This window comes from Vibrio sp. nBUS_14, assembly GCF_051201655.1.
Lineage (GTDB): Bacteria > Pseudomonadota > Gammaproteobacteria > Enterobacterales > Vibrionaceae > Vibrio.
On record NZ_CP179206.1, the window covers coordinates 367668 to 386098 of the forward strand.

The 18431-nt window shown below is 45.1% G+C and carries 11 protein-coding genes and 17 tRNA genes; 22 read left to right on the forward strand and 6 right to left on the reverse strand.

Going from position 1 to position 18431, the window contains the following annotated elements; genetic code table 11:
- The first annotated feature begins 149 nt into the window (after positions 1 to 149).
- The gene (epmA, locus tag ACMAZD_RS01760) at positions 150 to 1121 is read left to right on the forward strand and encodes an elongation factor P--(R)-beta-lysine ligase (protein WP_435248354.1); all 972 of its coding nucleotides are present in this window, start codon (positions 150 to 152) and stop codon (positions 1119 to 1121) included.
- A 119-nt stretch (positions 1122 to 1240) separates the two neighbouring features.
- On the opposite strand, the gene ACMAZD_RS01765 is transcribed toward epmA, so the two are convergent.
- From ACMAZD_RS01765 to rsgA, 5 genes are all read right to left on the reverse strand, one after another.
- Positions 1241 to 2128, reverse strand: coding sequence for a DMT family transporter (locus ACMAZD_RS01765; protein ID WP_435248355.1), 888 nt, complete (start codon positions 2126 to 2128; stop codon positions 1241 to 1243).
- Between the two features lie 160 nt (positions 2129 to 2288).
- Positions 2289 to 4169, reverse strand: a complete 1881-nt coding sequence (locus tag ACMAZD_RS01770) for a methyl-accepting chemotaxis protein (RefSeq protein WP_435248356.1) — start codon at positions 4167 to 4169, stop codon at positions 2289 to 2291.
- 336 nt (positions 4170 to 4505) lie between these two features.
- The gene (locus ACMAZD_RS01775; protein ID WP_435248357.1) at positions 4506 to 5921 is read right to left on the reverse strand and encodes an SLC13 family permease; all 1416 of its coding nucleotides are present in this window, start codon (positions 5919 to 5921) and stop codon (positions 4506 to 4508) included.
- A 313-nt stretch (positions 5922 to 6234) separates the two neighbouring features.
- Positions 6235 to 7146 (reverse strand): archaetidylserine decarboxylase, encoded by a 912-nt coding sequence (asd, locus tag ACMAZD_RS01780; RefSeq protein ID WP_435248358.1) that lies wholly within the window; start codon positions 7144 to 7146, stop codon positions 6235 to 6237.
- A gap of 125 nt (positions 7147 to 7271) precedes the next feature.
- Complete coding sequence (gene rsgA, locus ACMAZD_RS01785; RefSeq protein WP_017107428.1) at positions 7272 to 8327, reverse strand: small ribosomal subunit biogenesis GTPase RsgA; 1056 nt, start codon at positions 8325 to 8327, stop codon at positions 7272 to 7274.
- A gap of 150 nt (positions 8328 to 8477) precedes the next feature.
- Here rsgA and orn point away from each other — a divergent pair, with 150 nt between their 5' ends.
- The 18 genes from orn to ACMAZD_RS01875 all read left to right on the forward strand — a co-directional run bounded on the left by orn (position 8478) and on the right by ACMAZD_RS01875 (position 11841).
- Positions 8478 to 9023, forward strand: a complete 546-nt coding sequence (orn, locus tag ACMAZD_RS01790) for an oligoribonuclease (RefSeq protein WP_435248359.1) — start codon at positions 8478 to 8480, stop codon at positions 9021 to 9023.
- Positions 9024 to 9203: 180 nt separating this feature from the next.
- Positions 9204 to 9279 (forward strand) — tRNA-Gly (locus ACMAZD_RS01795).
- Positions 9280 to 9349: 70 nt separating this feature from the next.
- Positions 9350 to 9426: transfer RNA gene (locus ACMAZD_RS01800), tRNA-Met, on the forward strand.
- 77 nt (positions 9427 to 9503) lie between these two features.
- Positions 9504 to 9579 (forward strand) — tRNA-Gly (locus tag ACMAZD_RS01805).
- A gap of 120 nt (positions 9580 to 9699) precedes the next feature.
- Positions 9700 to 9776: transfer RNA gene (locus tag ACMAZD_RS01810), tRNA-Met, on the forward strand.
- Between the two features lie 77 nt (positions 9777 to 9853).
- Positions 9854 to 9929 (forward strand) — tRNA-Gly (locus ACMAZD_RS01815).
- 120 nt (positions 9930 to 10049) lie between these two features.
- Positions 10050 to 10126, forward strand: a tRNA-Met gene (locus tag ACMAZD_RS01820).
- A gap of 69 nt (positions 10127 to 10195) precedes the next feature.
- Positions 10196 to 10271: transfer RNA gene (locus tag ACMAZD_RS01825), tRNA-Gly, on the forward strand.
- 85 nt (positions 10272 to 10356) lie between these two features.
- A tRNA-Met gene (locus tag ACMAZD_RS01830) sits at positions 10357 to 10433 on the forward strand.
- A 77-nt stretch (positions 10434 to 10510) separates the two neighbouring features.
- A tRNA-Gly gene (locus tag ACMAZD_RS01835) sits at positions 10511 to 10586 on the forward strand.
- Positions 10587 to 10673: 87 nt separating this feature from the next.
- Positions 10674 to 10750: transfer RNA gene (locus tag ACMAZD_RS01840), tRNA-Met, on the forward strand.
- A gap of 69 nt (positions 10751 to 10819) precedes the next feature.
- Positions 10820 to 10895: transfer RNA gene (locus tag ACMAZD_RS01845), tRNA-Gly, on the forward strand.
- 86 nt (positions 10896 to 10981) lie between these two features.
- Positions 10982 to 11058 (forward strand) — tRNA-Met (locus tag ACMAZD_RS01850).
- A 59-nt stretch (positions 11059 to 11117) separates the two neighbouring features.
- A tRNA-Gly gene (locus tag ACMAZD_RS01855) sits at positions 11118 to 11193 on the forward strand.
- Positions 11194 to 11279: 86 nt separating this feature from the next.
- Positions 11280 to 11356: transfer RNA gene (locus ACMAZD_RS01860), tRNA-Met, on the forward strand.
- A gap of 59 nt (positions 11357 to 11415) precedes the next feature.
- Positions 11416 to 11491 (forward strand) — tRNA-Gly (locus ACMAZD_RS01865).
- 120 nt (positions 11492 to 11611) lie between these two features.
- Positions 11612 to 11688 (forward strand) — tRNA-Met (locus ACMAZD_RS01870).
- Between the two features lie 77 nt (positions 11689 to 11765).
- Positions 11766 to 11841 (forward strand) — tRNA-Gly (locus ACMAZD_RS01875).
- A gap of 611 nt (positions 11842 to 12452) precedes the next feature.
- On the opposite strand, the gene queG is transcribed toward ACMAZD_RS01875, so the two are convergent.
- Positions 12453 to 13631: a tRNA epoxyqueuosine(34) reductase QueG gene (gene queG / locus ACMAZD_RS01880; RefSeq protein WP_435248360.1), complete on the reverse strand. Its 1179-nt coding sequence runs from the start codon at positions 13629 to 13631 to the stop codon at positions 12453 to 12455.
- A 241-nt stretch (positions 13632 to 13872) separates the two neighbouring features.
- On the opposite strand from queG, the gene tsaE reads away from it, so the two are divergent.
- From tsaE to mutL, 3 genes are read left to right on the forward strand one after another with little or no spacing between them, the layout of a single operon-like run.
- Complete coding sequence (tsaE, locus tag ACMAZD_RS01885; RefSeq protein WP_435248361.1) at positions 13873 to 14337, forward strand: tRNA (adenosine(37)-N6)-threonylcarbamoyltransferase complex ATPase subunit type 1 TsaE; 465 nt, start codon at positions 13873 to 13875, stop codon at positions 14335 to 14337.
- Entirely contained in the window at positions 14331 to 16052 is a 1722-nt protein-coding gene (locus ACMAZD_RS01890; RefSeq protein WP_435248362.1) for an N-acetylmuramoyl-L-alanine amidase, read from the forward strand. Before tsaE ends, ACMAZD_RS01890 begins: the two co-directional genes overlap by 7 nt.
- A 51-nt stretch (positions 16053 to 16103) precedes the next feature.
- Positions 16104 to 18365 (forward strand): DNA mismatch repair endonuclease MutL, encoded by a 2262-nt coding sequence (mutL, locus tag ACMAZD_RS01895; protein ID WP_435248363.1) that lies wholly within the window; start codon positions 16104 to 16106, stop codon positions 18363 to 18365.
- Positions 18366 to 18431: the final 66 nt, after the last annotated feature.

The following is an 18431-nucleotide window of genomic DNA, read 5'->3' on the forward strand; positions in this document are numbered from 1 at the left end:
TCGAATATAGGTAAATGTATTGTAGAACGTGATTTTCTGGCTTCATTAAAACAACATTTTGCTTTCATCAATAGGCAGATAGAAGCTTACAAAAGAGACGAAAAGTGGTAATTTTCGTCGCCTAGAATTCAGTGATAGGGAACTTAATAATGCACTCTACATGGCAACCCGCCGCAACCATTAAGCAGTTAAAGCAACGTGCTGATGTCCTTAATCAAATTCGTCAGTTCTTTGCTGAGCGAAATGTGATGGAAGTGGATACGCCAGCCATGAGTCACGCCACGGTGACGGATGTGCATTTACATACCTTCAAAACTGAATTTGTAGGGCCGGGTTATGCGCACGGTCAACCACTGTTCTTTATGACGAGTCCTGAATTTCATATGAAGCGCTTGTTGGCGGCAGGAAGTGGTTGTATTTACCAAATTTGTAAGTCTTTTCGTAACGAAGAGAACGGCCGCTACCACAACCCTGAGTTCACTATGTTGGAGTGGTATCGCGTTGGTTTTGATCACCACGATTTGATGGATGAAATGGACTTGCTACTAAAGCAAATCTTAAAGTCGGGCGAAGCAGAGCGTATGACTTACCAACAAGCCTTCATTGACGTTTTAGGCGTGTGTCCGCTTGAAGATTCTATGGATACTCTAAAACAAGCGGCAGCCAAGCTTGGGTTGAGTGATATTGCCGATCCTGAAGAGGACCGCGATACCTTGCTGCAACTGCTATTCAGCGTGGGTATTGAAGAAAAGATTGGCCAGACAGTGCCCGCGTTTGTTTATGACTTCCCTGCCTCACAGGCGGCATTAGCCAAGATTAACCCAAGTGATTCGCGAGTCGCTGACCGTTTTGAGGTGTACTTCAAAGGTATCGAGCTGGCTAACGGCTTCCATGAGTTAGATAAACCACAAGAACAACGGCAGCGTTTTGAAGACGATAATGCCAAGCGTATTGAGATGGGCTTATCACCTCAACCGATTGATCATCATTTGATTGAGGCGTTAAAAGCGGGCTTGCCAGACTGTGCGGGTGTTGCTTTAGGTATTGATCGTCTGATTATGCTGGCGCTGGGCTACGATCACATCGACGACGTGACGGCTTTCCCTTTCCCGCGTTCTTAGCTTTTTGCTTTTGTTTTTACTGAGGGTTATTCGCTATTAATTTTCAGCTTCCAATTAACTTCACTAGCTAGCTGACTAGAATACCAGTACCCACTAGTTAACCAAGATACCAGTATCCACTATTTAACCAAGATACCAGTACCCACTACGGCAACAATGGCACCGACCCAAGCATAGGCGTTTGGTCTCTGCTTGGTGTAAAGCCATAGAATGGGTAGCAACATGATAGGTGTGGTTGAAGAGAGTAGAGCAACCATGCCGACATTGCCTTCTTGCAGTGCATACAAGATCAGCGTCATACCCACTGCCATCGCTAAAAAACCATTAACCGCGGTAATCGCGAATATCTGTTTATTCATTGGGTTAAGTGCGCGTGAAAGTTTAGCGCCCGTTAAGCGAAATGCAGAGTGGGCGACAAAGGCGGTGATCATTCGAATGGCAGAGGCGGCTATTGGGTCGATACTGGTTTGCATCACAGGCTTGGCAATAATACCGCCCAATGCTTGGCAAATCGCGGCGGTGATTCCCAGAGCAACACCAATCCACACCGTGCCCTTAATGGTTTCGAGTTGATTGTTGACTTGACCACGACGACCAAAGAAGATGGCGGTTAATACACCACTAAACACCAATGCCGAGCCAATCAGCTCTACCGAAGTCATGTTTTCGCTAAATAGGAAGTAGCCGAGAATGGCCGAGAACACGGCGTGACAAGAGAATAGCAAACCCGCTTGGCGCGGCCCCATTCGGTTCAAACAGGCAAATAGGGCGGTATCACCAATGAAGATGCCAATTAGGCCAGATAGCATCATAGGTGTCACCAGATCGGCCTCCACACTTGCCCAACCGCCGGTAAACCAAGCCATGCTTGATAAGATGATCGCGGTACAACCCATTCGCCAACGACTATAGGCAAAAGATCCTAAGTGTTGGGCAGGCTTTACTGACATTAGGCTCGCAATCGCCCAAAGAAAAGCGGCAGCAAGAGCTAACCATTCGAATCCCATCTGAATAACATCCTTGTGTCTGGGATAAATGAGCTCATCAATATGCATCAAACCGAACTGAGAACAAAGTGATTCTTATGAAAGAACGACTTTGTTTCCGTTATTAGTTTATGTCAGTTGTTGTTTGCTGGTGTGGTTCATTTACCTTGCTTGAGGCGCGCTATACCTTAAAGCGCTCCACGTCTTGGCGCATCGACTCTGCAGCACTGCTCATTTCATTTGAGCTATTGCGACTGCTTTCCGCTTGTTGTGCCAAATCGTCGGAGGCGTCTTTGATTCCTTGTGTATTACGGCTGATGTCTTCGCTGACCGCGCGTTGTTCTTCTGCAGCACTGGCTATTTGCAGTGCCATGTCGTTGATTTCAGTGATCGCTTGCGTGATCTTAGTTAGGCTGCCATGAGCTTGCTCGGCGAAGCCAACGCTGTTTTCTGCTAGTTGAGTGCTGGTGGTCATGCTTTCAACGGCATGTTCGGTATTCTTCTGCAGCGTATCTATCATCACGCGGATTTCTTCGGTCGAGCCATACGTTCTTTGGCTGAGCACTCGAACCTCATCGGCGACAACTGCAAATCCACGACCTTGTTCACCCGCTCTAGCGGCTTCAATCGCTGCATTCAATGCCAACAGGTTGGTCTGTTCGGCAATGCCTTGAATGGTGGATAGGATCTGGTTGATGCTTTGACCATTGCTCTCTAATTCACGAATCACATTGGCGGCATCTTCAACTTGAGTCGCCAAGCCAGTAATCGCATCGCGGTTTCGTTGGATTACCTCTTGGCCTTCGTTACAAGCGGTGGCGGATGCCTGAGAAGCGGATGCGGTTAATTCGGCATGGCTAGCTACTTCGGCTGCGGTGGCGGACATCTCATGAATCGCGGTCGCAATTTGGTTGATGTCGTTTTGTTGATTCTCAACGCTAATCGAAGATTGGGTCGCCAGTTGGTTGGCTTTCTCTGCATGATTGTTGAGATCGTGGCTGTGTTCTATCACGCCCTTCAACATGCTTTGCATCTGGCTTAAGAACTGGTTCACGAGCTCGGCAAGTTTACCAATCTCATCCATACGAGTGATATCAATACGCTGGGTAAGGTCACCTCTACCTTGAGCGAGCTGAGTCAGTGCTGTAGACAATGTTTGCAGCGGGGAAAGCAGACGGTTGATGACGACGGTACTCGCAATCGAAATCACGATGTACAAAATCAAAGAGGTCAACGTGATGAATTGAATGGCATCAGATACCGCAGAAAACGCCATCTCTTTATCAATAACAATACCCAATGACCAATCGGTATTCGGAATATTGGCCATGTAGACCATTTTATCACCCTGGCCAGGCCAAGTGAGAGTGGTGATCATTTGGTTTTGGAGTAGTTGTGACACTTTGTCTGTTGTTAGTTCTGGATTTAAACTGGTCAGTGGTTTATGACTCAATTCTTCATCACTGTAGGCCACAATGTTGTTGTTACCGTCGACTAAAAACGCAAAGCCATCGTTATCGAGTTTTACATTGAGCACCGTATCAATAATGCTGGTTACGGTTAAATCGGCTGCGAGAACGCCTTGTCTCTCTCCACTGAATGCTTTGGCAAAGCTGATGACGATGCTGCCGTCAAAGTCTTGATAAGGTTCGGTGATGATGAGATCGGATGTTGCGTTGGCATCTTTATACCAAGGGCGAGTGCGCGGGTCGTAGCCTGCTGGCCAATCTTCACCTTTGTCGCCATAAGCGATAGTGCCGTCGCTGAATCCTGCATAAACAGACAAGAATTGTCCCGCTTGTTTGGTGATCAGTAACTCGCGGTCAGAGTTACTATTGCTTGAAATGGTCGATTCATTGGCAAGCATCATATCGCTGCGGATAGAGAGCCAATCGGCAATGTAATTGGTGGTGCCAACACTGACATTTTTCATTTCTTGGTTGATCGCGACTTCAGTCTCTTGAGTCAGCTGATTGACCGATATCCAAGCTTGAGCGCCACTTACGACGGCAATTATGACCGCAATAGCGATCTGAATTTTAAACTTAATAGTATGTCTCAAGGTCTATTCCTCTCTTATTAGACAAAAACTAGGACGTGTTGACCTTTCGTGGTTCAATTTTGTTCAGTACGCTCTAATGACAGTGACGTACTGAATGGTGAATAGGTGTGTCTCTGATATGCGTATAGTGCCGTTGTCTTAAGCTGAATAAATGTGTTTGAAATCATAAATTACACATATGTTTACTCGGTTTTTTGTAAAATACTGAAGTAAAATCACAGTTAATTATTGATTTAAAAATCAATAGCTTATTTTTTTGTGCGTTTAAAAATCAACTAAAGTGCTAAATTTACATTTAGCGCCCTCGTCAAAGTAAGGGTGATCGTTGAACGGCTATTAGGTGATAATAAACAGCGCGAGATAGACCATTAACAAGCCGATAATGCCTAAGATGATGCCCATCTTCGCCATGTCTTTGCTTTCGATAAGTCCAGTCGAGTAAGCCAGTGAATTGGGGGGGGTCGATACTGGAAGAATCATACCGAGTGAAGCGGAGAAGGCGACCACAACCAACAAGCCTTTTAAGCCGCCAATCGCGACCAAACTTTCCATGGATGCGCCAATTGCAGCTGCTATCGGCATCAACAAGTTGGCCGTCGCGGTGTTCGACATGAAGTTGGCCATCAACCAACACACGATCGATAGCGTTAGTACTACTGCAGCAGGCGAGAGCGATTCATAGTCAATGGCGTGTGCCAATGCCGCAGCTAGCCCTGTTTTATCAAGGCCGATACCAATCGCAATACCCCCTGCCACTAACCAAAGTACATCCCAGTTAATCAGCTTGATCTCTTCTTTGCCCATGATGCCGGTCAGAGTGAACACCGCCAGTGGAATGATAGAGACCACATAGGTATTCATACCGTGCAACTTAGTGGTCATCCATAACAGAATAGTGGCAGCGAAGGTGACGTAAACCACTATCGCTCGCCAACTTTTTCTAAATTGACCATCAAGCTTGAGGACCATGTTTCTTTCTTTAGAGGGGAAGAGTTTTTGTAGAAGGAACCAAGCTATGGTCAGTTGGATGATCACAAAGGGTAAGCCCATCATCATCCAACTAAGGAAGTCGATACTGTTCTCGCCAGTTAGGTATTGCAGTGCGATCGCATTGGGTGGTGTTCCGATTGGGGTCGCGATACCGCCGGTGTTAGCAGCAATTGGAATACATAACACCAAAGCTTTAATCCCCATGTCGCCTTTTGGTGCAGAGGCTACGATAGGGCCTAGCAATGCAAGCATCATTACGGTGGTAGCCGTGTTCGACATAAACATCGAGAACACGGCGGTGATCAGCATTAAGCCGAGCATAATGAAGCGCGGTTCTGTACCAAATGGTTTGAGCAATACTCGCGCTAAGTTGTTGTCGAGTTCGTACTTAGATGCCGATATTGCGAGAGCAAAACCACCCATGAACAGAATGATGATTGGTGACGAAAATGCACTAAAGATGTCGGTATATTTGATTAAATCACCGAGATCGTGTCCCGCTGGTGGGTTTCTAAATAAGTGCAGGCCTTTGTCGGAGATCATCACCAGTTCAAGTGTAATGATCAGAATTGAAGTGGCGAATACCGGAACAGGCTCTAGCACCCAAAGCAGTGCTGCTAAGAGGAATATGGCGAGCAAACGGTGTTGAATTAGCGTGAGATCATCGATTGGGATGGAATCTATCGGCATGAATAGCACGCCTAAGGGAATCGCAAAACAAATCAATAGCTTGACCAGAATGCCAATATTGAGTTTAGGCATGATACAAAGACCCTATGAATAAAACATCTTCAAATAGAGTAAGTTATCTGGATTTTTGGTAATTGGAGACGGGTTGTAAAATCGAAACGTTGTTTAAGGTTTCGACCGTTGTTTTGTTTTTGGTCAATTTTTTTCTGGGTAATTCGACGTACGGCTCGTTGAGAATAAGGTTGTCAGTAGCTAGATTGGTTGAAATCTTGTGTTGTTAGAGCTTGAGTAGGAAACGAATTGGTAGAGTTAAGAAAAAGGCGCGTTCTTCTCTGATATAGAAAAAGTAACACGCCTTTAAAACTAAGTGAATTAACTCAAACCATTAAGCTTGGTCTGTGTTCTCTGTTGAATCAACAGCTTCAGTCTCAACGTCCTTGCCTGCAATATGCGCGAAAGGGGTGCCTAGAACGGTTTTCTCACCATTTTGCATAGTGTCGTCAAACTTGATTGCGTCTTTAGCGAACAGGTTGATAACCGTTGAACCAAGCTTAAAGCGACCCATTTCTTCGCCTTTCTTCAGGATGATAAATTTATCACCTTGTGCTGGGTAATCCCACTTGTAAACCGAGTTACCGCGAGGTGGCGTGATGGTGCCAGCCCATACTTGCTCGATGCTACCTACGATGGTTGCACCAACCAGCACTTGTGCCATTGGGCCAAACTCAGTATCAAAGATACAAACCACACGCTCGTTACGTGCGAATAGGTTTGGAACGTTTTCTGCTGTTAACGGGTTAACTGAGAAAAGATCACCTGGAACGTAGATCATCTGACGCAGTGTGCCATCGCATGGCATGTGCACACGGTGATAATCACTTGGCGACAAGTAAAGCGTTGCGAATTCACCGTCTTTAAATTCATCCGCTAGAGCAGCATCACCACCCAATAGCTCACGAGCTGAGTAGTTATGGTTTTTAGCTTGAATCAATTGACCGTCAGTCATTGGGCCAAACTGGCTTACACGTGCATCAGCAGGGTGAACAATAACAGAGTCACCTTCTGCGATAGGGCGCATGTCTTCTTTCAATTCACGTACGAAGAATTCATTGAATGTCTTAAAGTGTTTTGGATCGCTATGCATAGCTTCATCCATGTTCACTTTGTATTGCTTGATGAACCAGTTGATGATCGCTGTCGTTAAACCGCCCGCTTTAGCAGACGCCAGTTTACCAACTAAACGAGTCAGGCCATGTTGTGGGATCCAGTACTGTAATCCAACTTTAATCTTATCCATTGTATTAATTTTCCGATGCTAATTGCTTTTCAATTAAATCTGTCGATGACGGTTTAGGGCGCGAGATGTTACTTAAATTCGCGCCAATTGTCAGTAAATGCACACATTTGTTCACAAAAACGCGATTAGAGATCCGCTTTCTTGCTTCGTGAGTACTGACGGTTATCTTTGTTGTCGGCCATTGTTTCAATAATGCGATGGTAGCTAGCAAAACGTAAGCGGCTAATTTTTCCGTCTTCTACGGCTTCACGCAGAAGACATCCTGGGTCGTCATTGTGTTTGCAGTCACGGAACTTACAACCACCTAGGTATGGCTTGAATTCAATGAAAGCATCAGTGACTTCATCGGGTTCTAAATGCCATAGGCCGAATTCACGTACCCCTGGGGAATCGATAAGATCACCACCAGAAGGGAAGTGATACAAGCGCGCTGCTGTGGTGGTGTGTTGCCCCAGTCCTGAGTTTTCAGAAACGGCACCTTCTTCAATGTCTAAGGTTGGCATGAGTGCGTTCACTACGCTCGATTTACCTACGCCAGATTGACCAACGAAAATGTTGATACGATCTTTCAGTTCAGCTTCCAACTCTTTGATGCCGTACCCCGACTCTTTACTCACGAACATGACTTTATAGCCGATTTTCTCGTATATTTTCAGCGTTTCGCGGTATTCGCTAATTTGTTGTTCTGTCAGCAAGTCGACCTTATTGAGCACAACTAAAGGGGCAATATTCACCGTTTCAGAGGCGATCAAGTAGCGGTCGATGATATTAAGTGATAGCTCCGGTAGTACAGCTGAAACGATAACCATTTGGTCTACGTTTGCCGCAACCGGTTTTAGGCCGTCATAGTAGTCAGGGCGAGTTAGCATTGATGTTCTAGGCTCAACGGCTTCGACAACACCTGAGATGCCAGCCATTGACTCAAGTCCTGCGCGCCAAGTTACTTTGTCTCCGGACACTAACGTTTCAATACTGCGGCGTAAGTTACAACGGTGAACTTCGTTGGTTTCAAGATCTTCGATATCGGCATGTTGGCCAAAGCGCGTAATGACGAGTCCGCTTTTTGTTCCGCCAAGCATGTTCTCATCCCATTGGATAGAATCTTCTTTCTTGAGTCGCTTGTTCTGGTTGCTACGTACACGACGCACTTGACCTTTGGTTAACTTCTTTTTTTTAGCCACAATTTTTCACTTAACACATCTAACTTGCTGATTGAGGACTCAAACGGAATGTTGTTGGTACCACTGATTTCGATGGCCCTAAAGCTGAGTTTGAGTATAGTTATTTGGGTATAGTACCTCTTTTACACATAAACAAATAGGCGACGCCTTATGTCCTTTAGCGATCAGAACCTTATTTGGGTTGATCTAGAGATGACAGGACTTGATCCTGAAACTCATAAAATCATTGAAATTGCGACTATCGTTACTGATAGTGAGCTTAACATCCTGGCTGAAGGGCCTGTTTTGGCTATTCACCAACCTCAGAGTGAACTGGACAAGATGGATGAGTGGTGCACAACGACTCATACTGGCAGCGGTCTTGTGAAGCGAATTCAAGAAAGCACGGTTTCAGAGCAAGATGCGATCAAACAAACGATTGAATTTCTTGAGAAGTGGGTACCGAAAGGTAAATCGCCTATTTGTGGCAACAGCATTGGCCAAGACCGTCGTTTCCTATACAAGCACATGCCTGAATTGGAAGAGTACTTCCACTACCGCTATGTTGATGTAAGCACTCTGAAAGAGCTTGCGCGTCGTTGGAAACCTGAAGTACTCGATGGTTTTTCTAAATCAGGAAGCCACCTTGCACTAGACGATATTCGAGAGTCGATCGCAGAGCTGCAGTACTACCGAAAAACAATCATTAGCATCTAATCTGATTGAATGATCACGTTTATCTAACTTTTCAGGTACATACAGGGCATTTTTTTTGCAAATTTGTGTGCTTTTACAGCAGTTGAGTAAAAACTTCCGTAATTTTGCATTAAGGACTTGCATCACAAAAAAATGCTCTTATAATTCGCAGCCCTGAACGGCGAAAGACGTTTTCAGATTGCGATACTAGCTCAGTTGGTAGAGCGCAACCTTGCCAAGGTTGAGGTCATCGGTTCGAACCCGATGTATCGCTCCAATTTCTCTCTTTTTAGAGAACAGTTTCATTGTCTTATAATGGTAATGATGCGAAAAGATAAACATCCGGACGCGGGATGGAGCAGTTTGGTAGCTCGTCGGGCTCATAACCCGAAGGTCGTCGGTTCAAATCCGGCTCCCGCAACCACATTACAGTTACACGTTGGTCAGTGCCTTTCAGTAAGCACTTAGCTTTTTAGCAGACAAGATGAACGGTTAGCTTATGCGATACTAGCTCAGTTGGTAGAGCGCAACCTTGCCAAGGTTGAGGTCATCGGTTCGAACCCGATGTATCGCTCCACTTTTATTCGAACAAGAAGTAATATTCTTAGAAGTCATCTCCTAGAGAAAGTACTCAGAATGAAAATGGTTTAGTCTCATTGTCTTAAATGGTAATGATGCGAAAAGAGAAACATCCGGACGCGGGATGGAGCAGTTTGGTAGCTCGTCGGGCTCATAACCCGAAGGTCGTCGGTTCAAATCCGGCTCCCGCAACCACATTACAGTTACACGTTGGTCAGTGCCTTTCAGTAAGCACTTAGCTTTTTAGCAGACACGATGAACGGTTAGCTTATGCGATACTAGCTCAGTTGGTAGAGCGCAACCTTGCCAAGGTTGAGGTCATCGGTTCGAACCCGATGTATCGCTCCACTTTTATTCGAACAAGAAGTAATATTCTTAGAAGTCATCTCCTAGAGAAAGTACTCAGAATGAAAATGGTTTAGTCTCATTGTCTTAAATGGTAATGATGCGAAAAGATAAACATCCGGACGCGGGATGGAGCAGTTTGGTAGCTCGTCGGGCTCATAACCCGAAGGTCGTCGGTTCAAATCCGGCTCCCGCAACCACATTACAGTTACACGTTAGTCAGTGCCTTGCAGTTAGCACTTAGCACACAAGATTAACGGTTAGCTCATGCGATACTAGCTCAGTTGGTAGAGCGCAACCTTGCCAAGGTTGAGGTCATCGGTTCGAACCCGATGTATCGCTCCAAATTCTCACTCGTGCTTTGCACTGAAGAAGATGGTCAAGTTTCATTGTCTTAAATGGTAATGATGCGAAAAGAGAAACATCCGGACGCGGGATGGAGCAGTTTGGTAGCTCGTCGGGCTCATAACCCGAAGGTCGTCGGTTCAAATCCGGCTCCCGCAACCACATTACAGTTACACGTTGGTCAGTGCCTTGCAGTAAACACTTAGCTTCTTAGCACACAAGATTAACGGTTAGCTCATGCGATACTAGCTCAGTTGGTAGAGCGCAACCTTGCCAAGGTTGAGGTCATCGGTTCGAACCCGATGTATCGCTCCAAATTCTCACTTGTGCCTTGCACTTGAAGAAGATGGTCAAGTTTCATTGTACTTAAACGTTAATGAAGCGAAAAAAGAAACATTCGGACGCGGGATGGAGCAGTTTGGTAGCTCGTCGGGCTCATAACCCGAAGGTCGTCGGTTCAAATCCGGCTCCCGCAACCACATTACAGTTACACGTTAGTCAGTGCCTTGCAGTTAGCACTTAGCACACAAGATTAACGGTTAGCTCATGCGATACTAGCTCAGTTGGTAGAGCGCAACCTTGCCAAGGTTGAGGTCATCGGTTCGAACCCGATGTATCGCTCCAAATTCTTTCTTGTGCTTTGCACTGAAGAAGATGGTCAAGTTTCATTGTACTTAAAGGTTAATGAAGCGAAAAAAGAAACATCCGGACGCGGGATGGAGCAGTTTGGTAGCTCGTCGGGCTCATAACCCGAAGGTCGTCGGTTCAAATCCGGCTCCCGCAACCACATTACAGTTGAACGTTGATTTGATGCTTCCTAGAAGAAAAGATGAACGGTTAGCTTATGCGATACTAGCTCAGTTGGTAGAGCGCAACCTTGCCAAGGTTGAGGTCATCGGTTCGAACCCGATGTATCGCTCCAAATTCTTTCTTGTACTTTGCACTGAAGAAGATGGTCAAGTTTCATTGTACTTAAAAGTTAATGAAGCGAAAAAAGAAACATCCGGACGCGGGATGGAGCAGTTTGGTAGCTCGTCGGGCTCATAACCCGAAGGTCGTCGGTTCAAATCCGGCTCCCGCAACCACATTACAGTTACACGTTGATTTGATGCTTCCTAGAAGAAAAGATGAACGGTTAGCTTATGCGATACTAGCTCAGTTGGTAGAGCGCAACCTTGCCAAGGTTGAGGTCATCGGTTCGAACCCGATGTATCGCTCCAATTTTATTCAAACAAGACGTAATATTCTTAGAAGTCATCTCCTAGAGAAAGTACTCAGAATGAAAATGGTTCAGTCTCATTGTCTTAAACGGTAATGATGCGAAAAGAGAAACATCCGGACGCGGGATGGAGCAGTTTGGTAGCTCGTCGGGCTCATAACCCGAAGGTCGTCGGTTCAAATCCGGCTCCCGCAACCACATTACAGTTACACGTTGGTCACTGCCTTTCAGTAAGCACTTAGCTTCTTAGCACACAAGATGAACGGTTAGCTCATGCGATACTAGCTCAGTTGGTAGAGCGCAACCTTGCCAAGGTTGAGGTCATCGGTTCGAACCCGATGTATCGCTCCAGTTTACTCTCGATGGTAAACAAAACTCTTTAAACCACAGTGTTTAAAGATGACCTTACCGGTCACGCTCTTTCTTTAATGCTGCGAAGCATAATTCTCCAAAAAAGCAAATAATCCTCCATCATGGTGGATATTTTTTTGTCTTAAATTTTTCTTAGCAACTGGAATGCTAGTAAACATCAGGTCTCTGAAGCAGATACTTGAGGTTTTTCACATCTATAAACAGACTTATCCACAAACAGTACCGTGTGGATAACTTGGTTGATAAAGTTATTTCAAACTTAATTCTTTATATATCTCAAAAAGATCTTTTTTTATTTCAATGCGTCAGCAAAGCACAGTCTTATGTAACCTATTGTTTTATATTGAATTATCGCTTGACTTGAGGTTGTGTTAAAGATCGTTAAGTCGTTGTTTTTTGATCTTAATCATTTATGGGCTTTGTGTTTAACTTTACACGGGTGTTGAAAGTTTACGAAATATTTTAATTTTTTCCACATTGCCAAAATTGAGAACAAGGTCAAACATTGTTCTAATATTATGTGCAATAGGTTGTCTTAAATATTGGACTATTTAGGCAGGTTAACTAGCCAATCGTTGGTGCTTAAAGGGCTAGGCGTCTCTTGGTAGGCCCTTCTCAACAATACGTATCAGTCGGTGCTTTTTGGTGGAGATTTTGCTGTTATTTTTTTGCACACAGCTATTCTTCTGCGTAGAGCTATCTTCTTGCAGGTTGCTCGAGTTGGGTAACTGCTGTAGCTGTTTTTGCAAAGCCCATTCAATGTGGACATCTAACATCTCATTTTGGCCTCGGTGCGATTCGAGTGCTTCAATAATACGTTGTTGAAAAGGTGCATTGCCCATTGAGACAAAAATATTACGTAACCACTGGGTGTGACCAATACGTCTTATTGCAGAACCTTCCATTTTCTTTAGGAAGGTAGCTTCGTCCCAACTCGAAAGTGAAACGAGATCGGCCTCTTGGAAATCTTCTCTACGATGAAAGTCTGTTTGCTCTGTGATATCGGCATGGCGGTTCCACGGGCAAACCAGTTGGCAATCATCACAGCCGTAGATTCGGTTACCAATGGCTTCTCTGTATTCTTCTGGTATAACGCCATCGTATTCAATGGTGAGATAAGAAATACACTTACGTGCATCGACAACACCGTCGGCGATAATGGCACCCGTTGGGCAAGATGTGATACATGCGGTACATTTCCCACATTCATCGACACTCGGTGTATCGACTGGCAGAGGAATGTTAACCAACAGTTCGCCTAGGAAGAACCAAGACCCAGCGTCTTTATCCAGGATTAAAGAGTGTTTACCAGTCCAACCTAACCCAGCTTTTTGGGCTAATGGTCTTTCTAAAATAGGCGCTGAGTCGACGAAAGGTCGTGAGTCTAATCCTTCAACTTCTTTCTCAATTCTTTGTCCTAGCTTTTTCAACTGGTTACGGAACAATTTGTGATAATCGCGGCCTAAAGAATAACGGCTGATATAGCCTTGAGTGGTATCGTTGAGGTTGGATGCAAACTGAGCTTCTGGTGGTAGGTAATTCATTCTAGCGCTGATCACTCGAATGGTCCCTGGGTGAAGTTCATCTGGGCGCGCACGCATCATTCCATGTCGAGCCATCCAATCCATTTCACCGTGGTTACCAGCATCTAGCCATGCTTGCAGGGGCGCTTCGTGTTCAGCTAAGTCAACATCGCAAATCCCCACTTTTTGAAAGCCGAGTTCTTTTCCCCAGATTTTAATTTTTTCAGCAAGATGGTCTAGATTCATGGCTTAATTCTTATTTTCTCTGTTTTACAATTAGAGATAAGGCTAATTAAAATTAGGTTCGGCAAAAATGGGGGCGGATCTTAACGGATCTTTACGATATTAACCAGAACAGACGCCCTTTGATTCGTATTTTTTCATAGAACTTACACTTGAGTGCTTGTCTCCTAAAAGCATCACGGTTTACTATTCTTGTTCTTTTGATTTTTATATAGTCAACGATCGATTTTTAGAGAACGTATTCATGAGCACTAAACAATTTACTTTGAAAGATGAGCAAGCCACGATTCAACTAGGTACGGAGCTTTCAAATCTTTGCTCACAGCAAACAACCATCTATTTGCATGGTGATCTTGGCGCAGGAAAGACGACATTCAGTCGTGGCTTTGTAAAAGCACTTGGCCATCAAGGAAATGTAAAGAGCCCAACGTATACTTTAGTTGAACCTTATCAACTTGCAGATTGGCAGGTATATCACTTTGACCTTTATCGCCTGGCTAATCCTGAAGAGTTAGAGTTCATGGGTATTCGTGATTACTTTACTCCAGACGCTATCTGTCTGGTTGAATGGCCTGAGAAAGGTTATGGGATGCTACCTGAAGCCGATTTGGATATTGATATTCGTTACCAAGACGATCACCGTATTGTTTCTTTAACCGCTAATAGTGAATACGGACAGCGCTTACTTAGTCAGTTGGAGTTATGTTGATTTCTAAACGCCTTTTTTCATCAGTAGCCGTAATGGCTGCTGTTTTTTCTTTACTGTTTTCTTCGCTTGTTTCTGCAAACTCATTGAAAGGGTTGAGGGTTTGGCCTTCACCTGAAGAAACTCGTGTGGTTATCGACTTAAAATCAGAAGCAGACTTTAGCTACTTTACTTTGAGTAGCCCGAGTCGCTTAGTTGTCGATTTAAAACATACCAATCTTGCGACCAAGTTACCTGTTGTGGTGAAGGATAGCCCCGTTCTGTCGAAAGTTCGTAAGAGCTCTCCACCGGACAACAATACCTATCGCTTGGTTTTCGAATTAAAGAAATCCTCAAAAGCCAATTTGTTTAAACTGAGCCCAACACCGGGTGGTCAGTATGGACACCGTTTGGTGATTGATTTCCTTCATGGTGCAGTTAGCAAAGGGACAACAACATCGACACCGAGTAAGCCAGTGGTTAGCAAAAACATTAATCAGGTTAAACGTCAGAAAGACATTTTGATCGTGATTGATCCTGGACATGGCGGTGAAGACCCAGGCTCGATTGGTCCAAGTCGTAAATATGAAAAAGACGCGACTCTGAGCATTGCTCGTAAGCTTGCTGCACAGTTGAATGCGATTCCTGGGATCAAAACTCGAATGACTCGCAATGCCGATTACTTTGTCAACCTTAACCGACGTGTTGCGATTGCTCGTGAAAATGAAGCTCACCTGTTTATCTCTATTCACGCGGATGCGTTTACGACACCTCAACCACAAGGTGGGTCGGTGTTTGTATTGAATACTCGACGTGCCAATACAGAGATCTCGCGCTGGATCGAGAACAAAGAGAAACAGTCTGAATTGCTCGGTGGTAGCGGTGCAGCTTTCACTGGCAATATTGATGACAAAAACGTAAACCAAACTCTGCTTGATTTGCAGTTCAGCCACTCTCAAAAAGAGGGCTATAAACTGGCAACGACCATTCTGTCTGAGATGGGTAAGGTAGCTAAGCTTCATAACAGTAAGCCAATCAATACCAGCTTGGCGGTATTACGTTCACCACAGATACCATCGGTATTGGTCGAAACGGGCTTTATTTCAAACCCGACCGAAGAGAAGCTTCTTTTCCAACGCTCGCATCAAGATAAATTAGCACGAGCAGTGACTAAGGCTGTGGTTAAGTATTTGAAAGCTAATCCTCCAGAAGGGATTATCTTGTCTAATGCAACGTCGTCAACGGGTAGTGCGAGCCAACATAAAGTGTCTCGTGGTGAGTCTTTATCGGTGATTGCGAGCAAATATGGCACGTCGACACAAACCTTGATGAAACTTAACAATCTGAAATCGAGCAGCCTAGCAATCGGCCAAGTGCTTAAGATCCCAAGCAGCGCTTCAGGTTCATCATCAAGCAGTGCAGTTAAAACTAAGACCATTACCCACACGGTTAAGTCTGGAGAGTACTTAGGCAAGATAGCCAGCCGTTACAAAGTACGGGTTGCAGATATCAAACGTGAGAACCGCTTGAGGTCTGAAACCGTTAGAGTAGGCCAGAAGCTACGTATTACGGTTGAAGTGAAAGACGTACCTCTGCGTAAACATAAAGTCGCAAGAGGTGACTACCTAGGTAAGATTGCTTCTAAATACGGCGTGAGCGTCAACAGCATTCGCCAAGCGAATAAGCTAAGATCTGATAGCCTAGCGGTGGGTCAGGTGTTGATTATTCCGCACAAATAAGCTTTTTAACGCAGACATGTTTCCATCAGTGGCAGTAAGGTAGCTATAAATATGACGATCAAAATACTGCCAGCTCGGTTAGCTAACCAAATCGCAGCGGGTGAAGTGGTAGAAAGACCCGCTTCTGTGGTGAAAGAGTTGGTTGAGAACAGTTTGGATTCAGGTGCTACACGTATCGATATTGATATCGAGAAAGGTGGCGCCAAGATGATCCGCGTTCGTGACAACGGTAAGGGCATCGTTAAAGATGAGCTTGCCTTGGCGCTGAGTCGTCATGCTACCTCTAAGATCCATACCCTTGATGACCTAGAGGCGATCGTCAGCCTGGGTTTCCGTGGTGAAGCGCTCGCGAGTATCAGTTCTGTTGCGCGCTTAACCATGACTTCACGCCCTGCGACTCAAGATCAAGCTTGGGCAGCGCACAGTGAAGGTCGTGATATGCAGGTGAAACTGCAGCCTGCAGCGCATCCGATTGGTACCTCGGTTGAGGTGTTGGATCTGTTCTTCAACACACCAGCACGCCGCAAGTTTTTACGTACTGAGAAAACCGAATTCACGCATATCGATGAGCTGCTCAAACGCATCGCATTGAGCCGCTTTGATGTGACGATCAACCTCCGCCATAACGGTAAGATGATTCGTCAGTACCGCGCTGCCAAAACACAAGTTCAAGCAGAGAAGCGTATCGCTGCGGTATGTGGCAATCCTTTTGTTCGTCATATGCTTAAGATTGAGCTAGAACATCAAGGCCTAAAACTTCATGGCTGGATCACCACGCCTGAAGGAGCAAGACAACAAAGCGATCTACAATACTGCTATGTGAATGGTCGTATGATGCGCGACAAGCTGATCAATCATGCGATTCGTCAAAGCTATGAGACCAGCCTACGCCCAGACCAATTTGCTACGTATGTGTTGTTCATTGAGCTAGACCCGCATCAAGTCGATGTGAATGTTCATCCTGCCAAACATGAGGTGCGTTTCCATCAAGCTCGTCTTGTACACGATTTTATTTATCAAGCGTTGAGTGATGGCTTAGCACAAAGCAAACAAATTGATGCAGCGCCGATCAATCAATCCGCATTTCATCAGTCAGAAGCGCCAAATTATCAACAAGATAGTTCGATGTCTGAAACGGGGGATATTGCGACTTTCTCTGAGCCAGAAAGCACCGTGCCGACTCATTCGGATCAAACACCGATCTCTGAGGCGCTGCGACATGCCATTGAGCAGACGCCAACCTACCCAAGAAAAGCCGAATCTGAGCAGGCTTATGATAACCCTCAGAATAGCGTTAACGATGCTGAGCAACACTATAGCTCACCAGAAAACCGAGGTTCATCGTCTAACAGAAGCTCGTCACCTAGCATGGGTTCGTTATCTAACCAGGGTTCATCACCTCGCAGAGATTCGTCCTCTAAAATAGATTCGTCGGCTCGCGAAACCAGCTTTACCGGATCTCCTCGCCAAGAGTGGATTGAGTCTCGACCTGCTCCGAGAAAAGAAAAAGAACCCAACCAACATCATGCTGAGCCCGCGCCTTCTAAGCGTGAAGTCAAAGCCTACAGAGAGCTTCTGAAAACGCCAGACTTTGATGGGCAAGTTGTACAGCCCTCACTTTCTCAAGAGCATGTGGCACCAGTAGAAACCAGAGACAACATAGAAACTATAGAAACTAAGCCTGCTCAACAGAATCCTGTTCATTCAAAGCCAAGAGCACTTGTGACTGACTTAGGCAAAGCAGTCTCAGTAGTGGAACGCCAATATTTGGTCATGGTAAACAAAAACGGCAGCGTATTGGTGTCCCTAGCCAAAGCAGAATTGCTACGTGTGATTGGTCAACTTGATACTCGAGAAGGGGCATTAAAAAGCCAGCCGCTGTTGGTGCCTTTATCGATTAAGCTTGGTAGTGAACTTGTCGAGTTTGCTAAGGCGTTGAGCCAAACATTGGCGTTATTGGGGATTGAGCTTAAGGCGCGAAACAGTGAAGCGGTCATGGTGATGGGCGTGCCTTCTCCTTTGAGGCAGCAAAACTTACAAATTTTGATCCCAGATCTGTTATCTTACGCGGCTTCATTAAACGCTCAGATTATCGATAATCACGCAGATACTGTTTTTAACGACCTGTTGCCATCATTGGTCAACTGGATCGGGATTCAAACGGCACAAGTAAAAAGCGACTACACTTTATCTGAAGCGGTTCAACTAGTTGGGGAACTTGAACAGCTTTGGCATGGTCTACTTCCTTTAGATGATCCAGAGTTTGTAAATCCTATCGACTTTTCAGCGACCATAGCCGCGTTTACGGTTTAACTTTTTCGCGATGGCATTTATCTTTGCAACTGAATGTATCGCGATACGAAGCCCTTTTTTATAAAG

What these genes read in the sequence shown, in the direction of transcription:
- epmA (WP_435248354.1), top strand. Translation starts at nt 150, where the DNA reads ATGCACTCTACATGGCAACCCGCCGCAACCATTAAGCAGTTAAAGCAA.
- ACMAZD_RS01765 (WP_435248355.1), bottom strand. Translation starts at nt 2,128, where the DNA reads ATGGGATTCGAATGGTTAGCTCTTGCTGCCGCTTTTCTTTGGGCGATT.
- ACMAZD_RS01775 (WP_435248357.1), bottom strand. Translation starts at nt 5,921, where the DNA reads ATGCCTAAACTCAATATTGGCATTCTGGTCAAGCTATTGATTTGTTTT.
- asd (WP_435248358.1), bottom strand. Translation starts at nt 7,146, where the DNA reads ATGGATAAGATTAAAGTTGGATTACAGTACTGGATCCCACAACATGGC.
- orn (WP_435248359.1), top strand. Translation starts at nt 8,478, where the DNA reads ATGTCCTTTAGCGATCAGAACCTTATTTGGGTTGATCTAGAGATGACA.
- queG (WP_435248360.1), bottom strand. Translation starts at nt 13,631, where the DNA reads ATGAATCTAGACCATCTTGCTGAAAAAATTAAAATCTGGGGAAAAGAA.
- tsaE (WP_435248361.1), top strand. Translation starts at nt 13,873, where the DNA reads ATGAGCACTAAACAATTTACTTTGAAAGATGAGCAAGCCACGATTCAA.
- ACMAZD_RS01890 (WP_435248362.1), top strand. Translation starts at nt 14,331, where the DNA reads ATGTTGATTTCTAAACGCCTTTTTTCATCAGTAGCCGTAATGGCTGCT.
- mutL (WP_435248363.1), top strand. Translation starts at nt 16,104, where the DNA reads ATGACGATCAAAATACTGCCAGCTCGGTTAGCTAACCAAATCGCAGCG.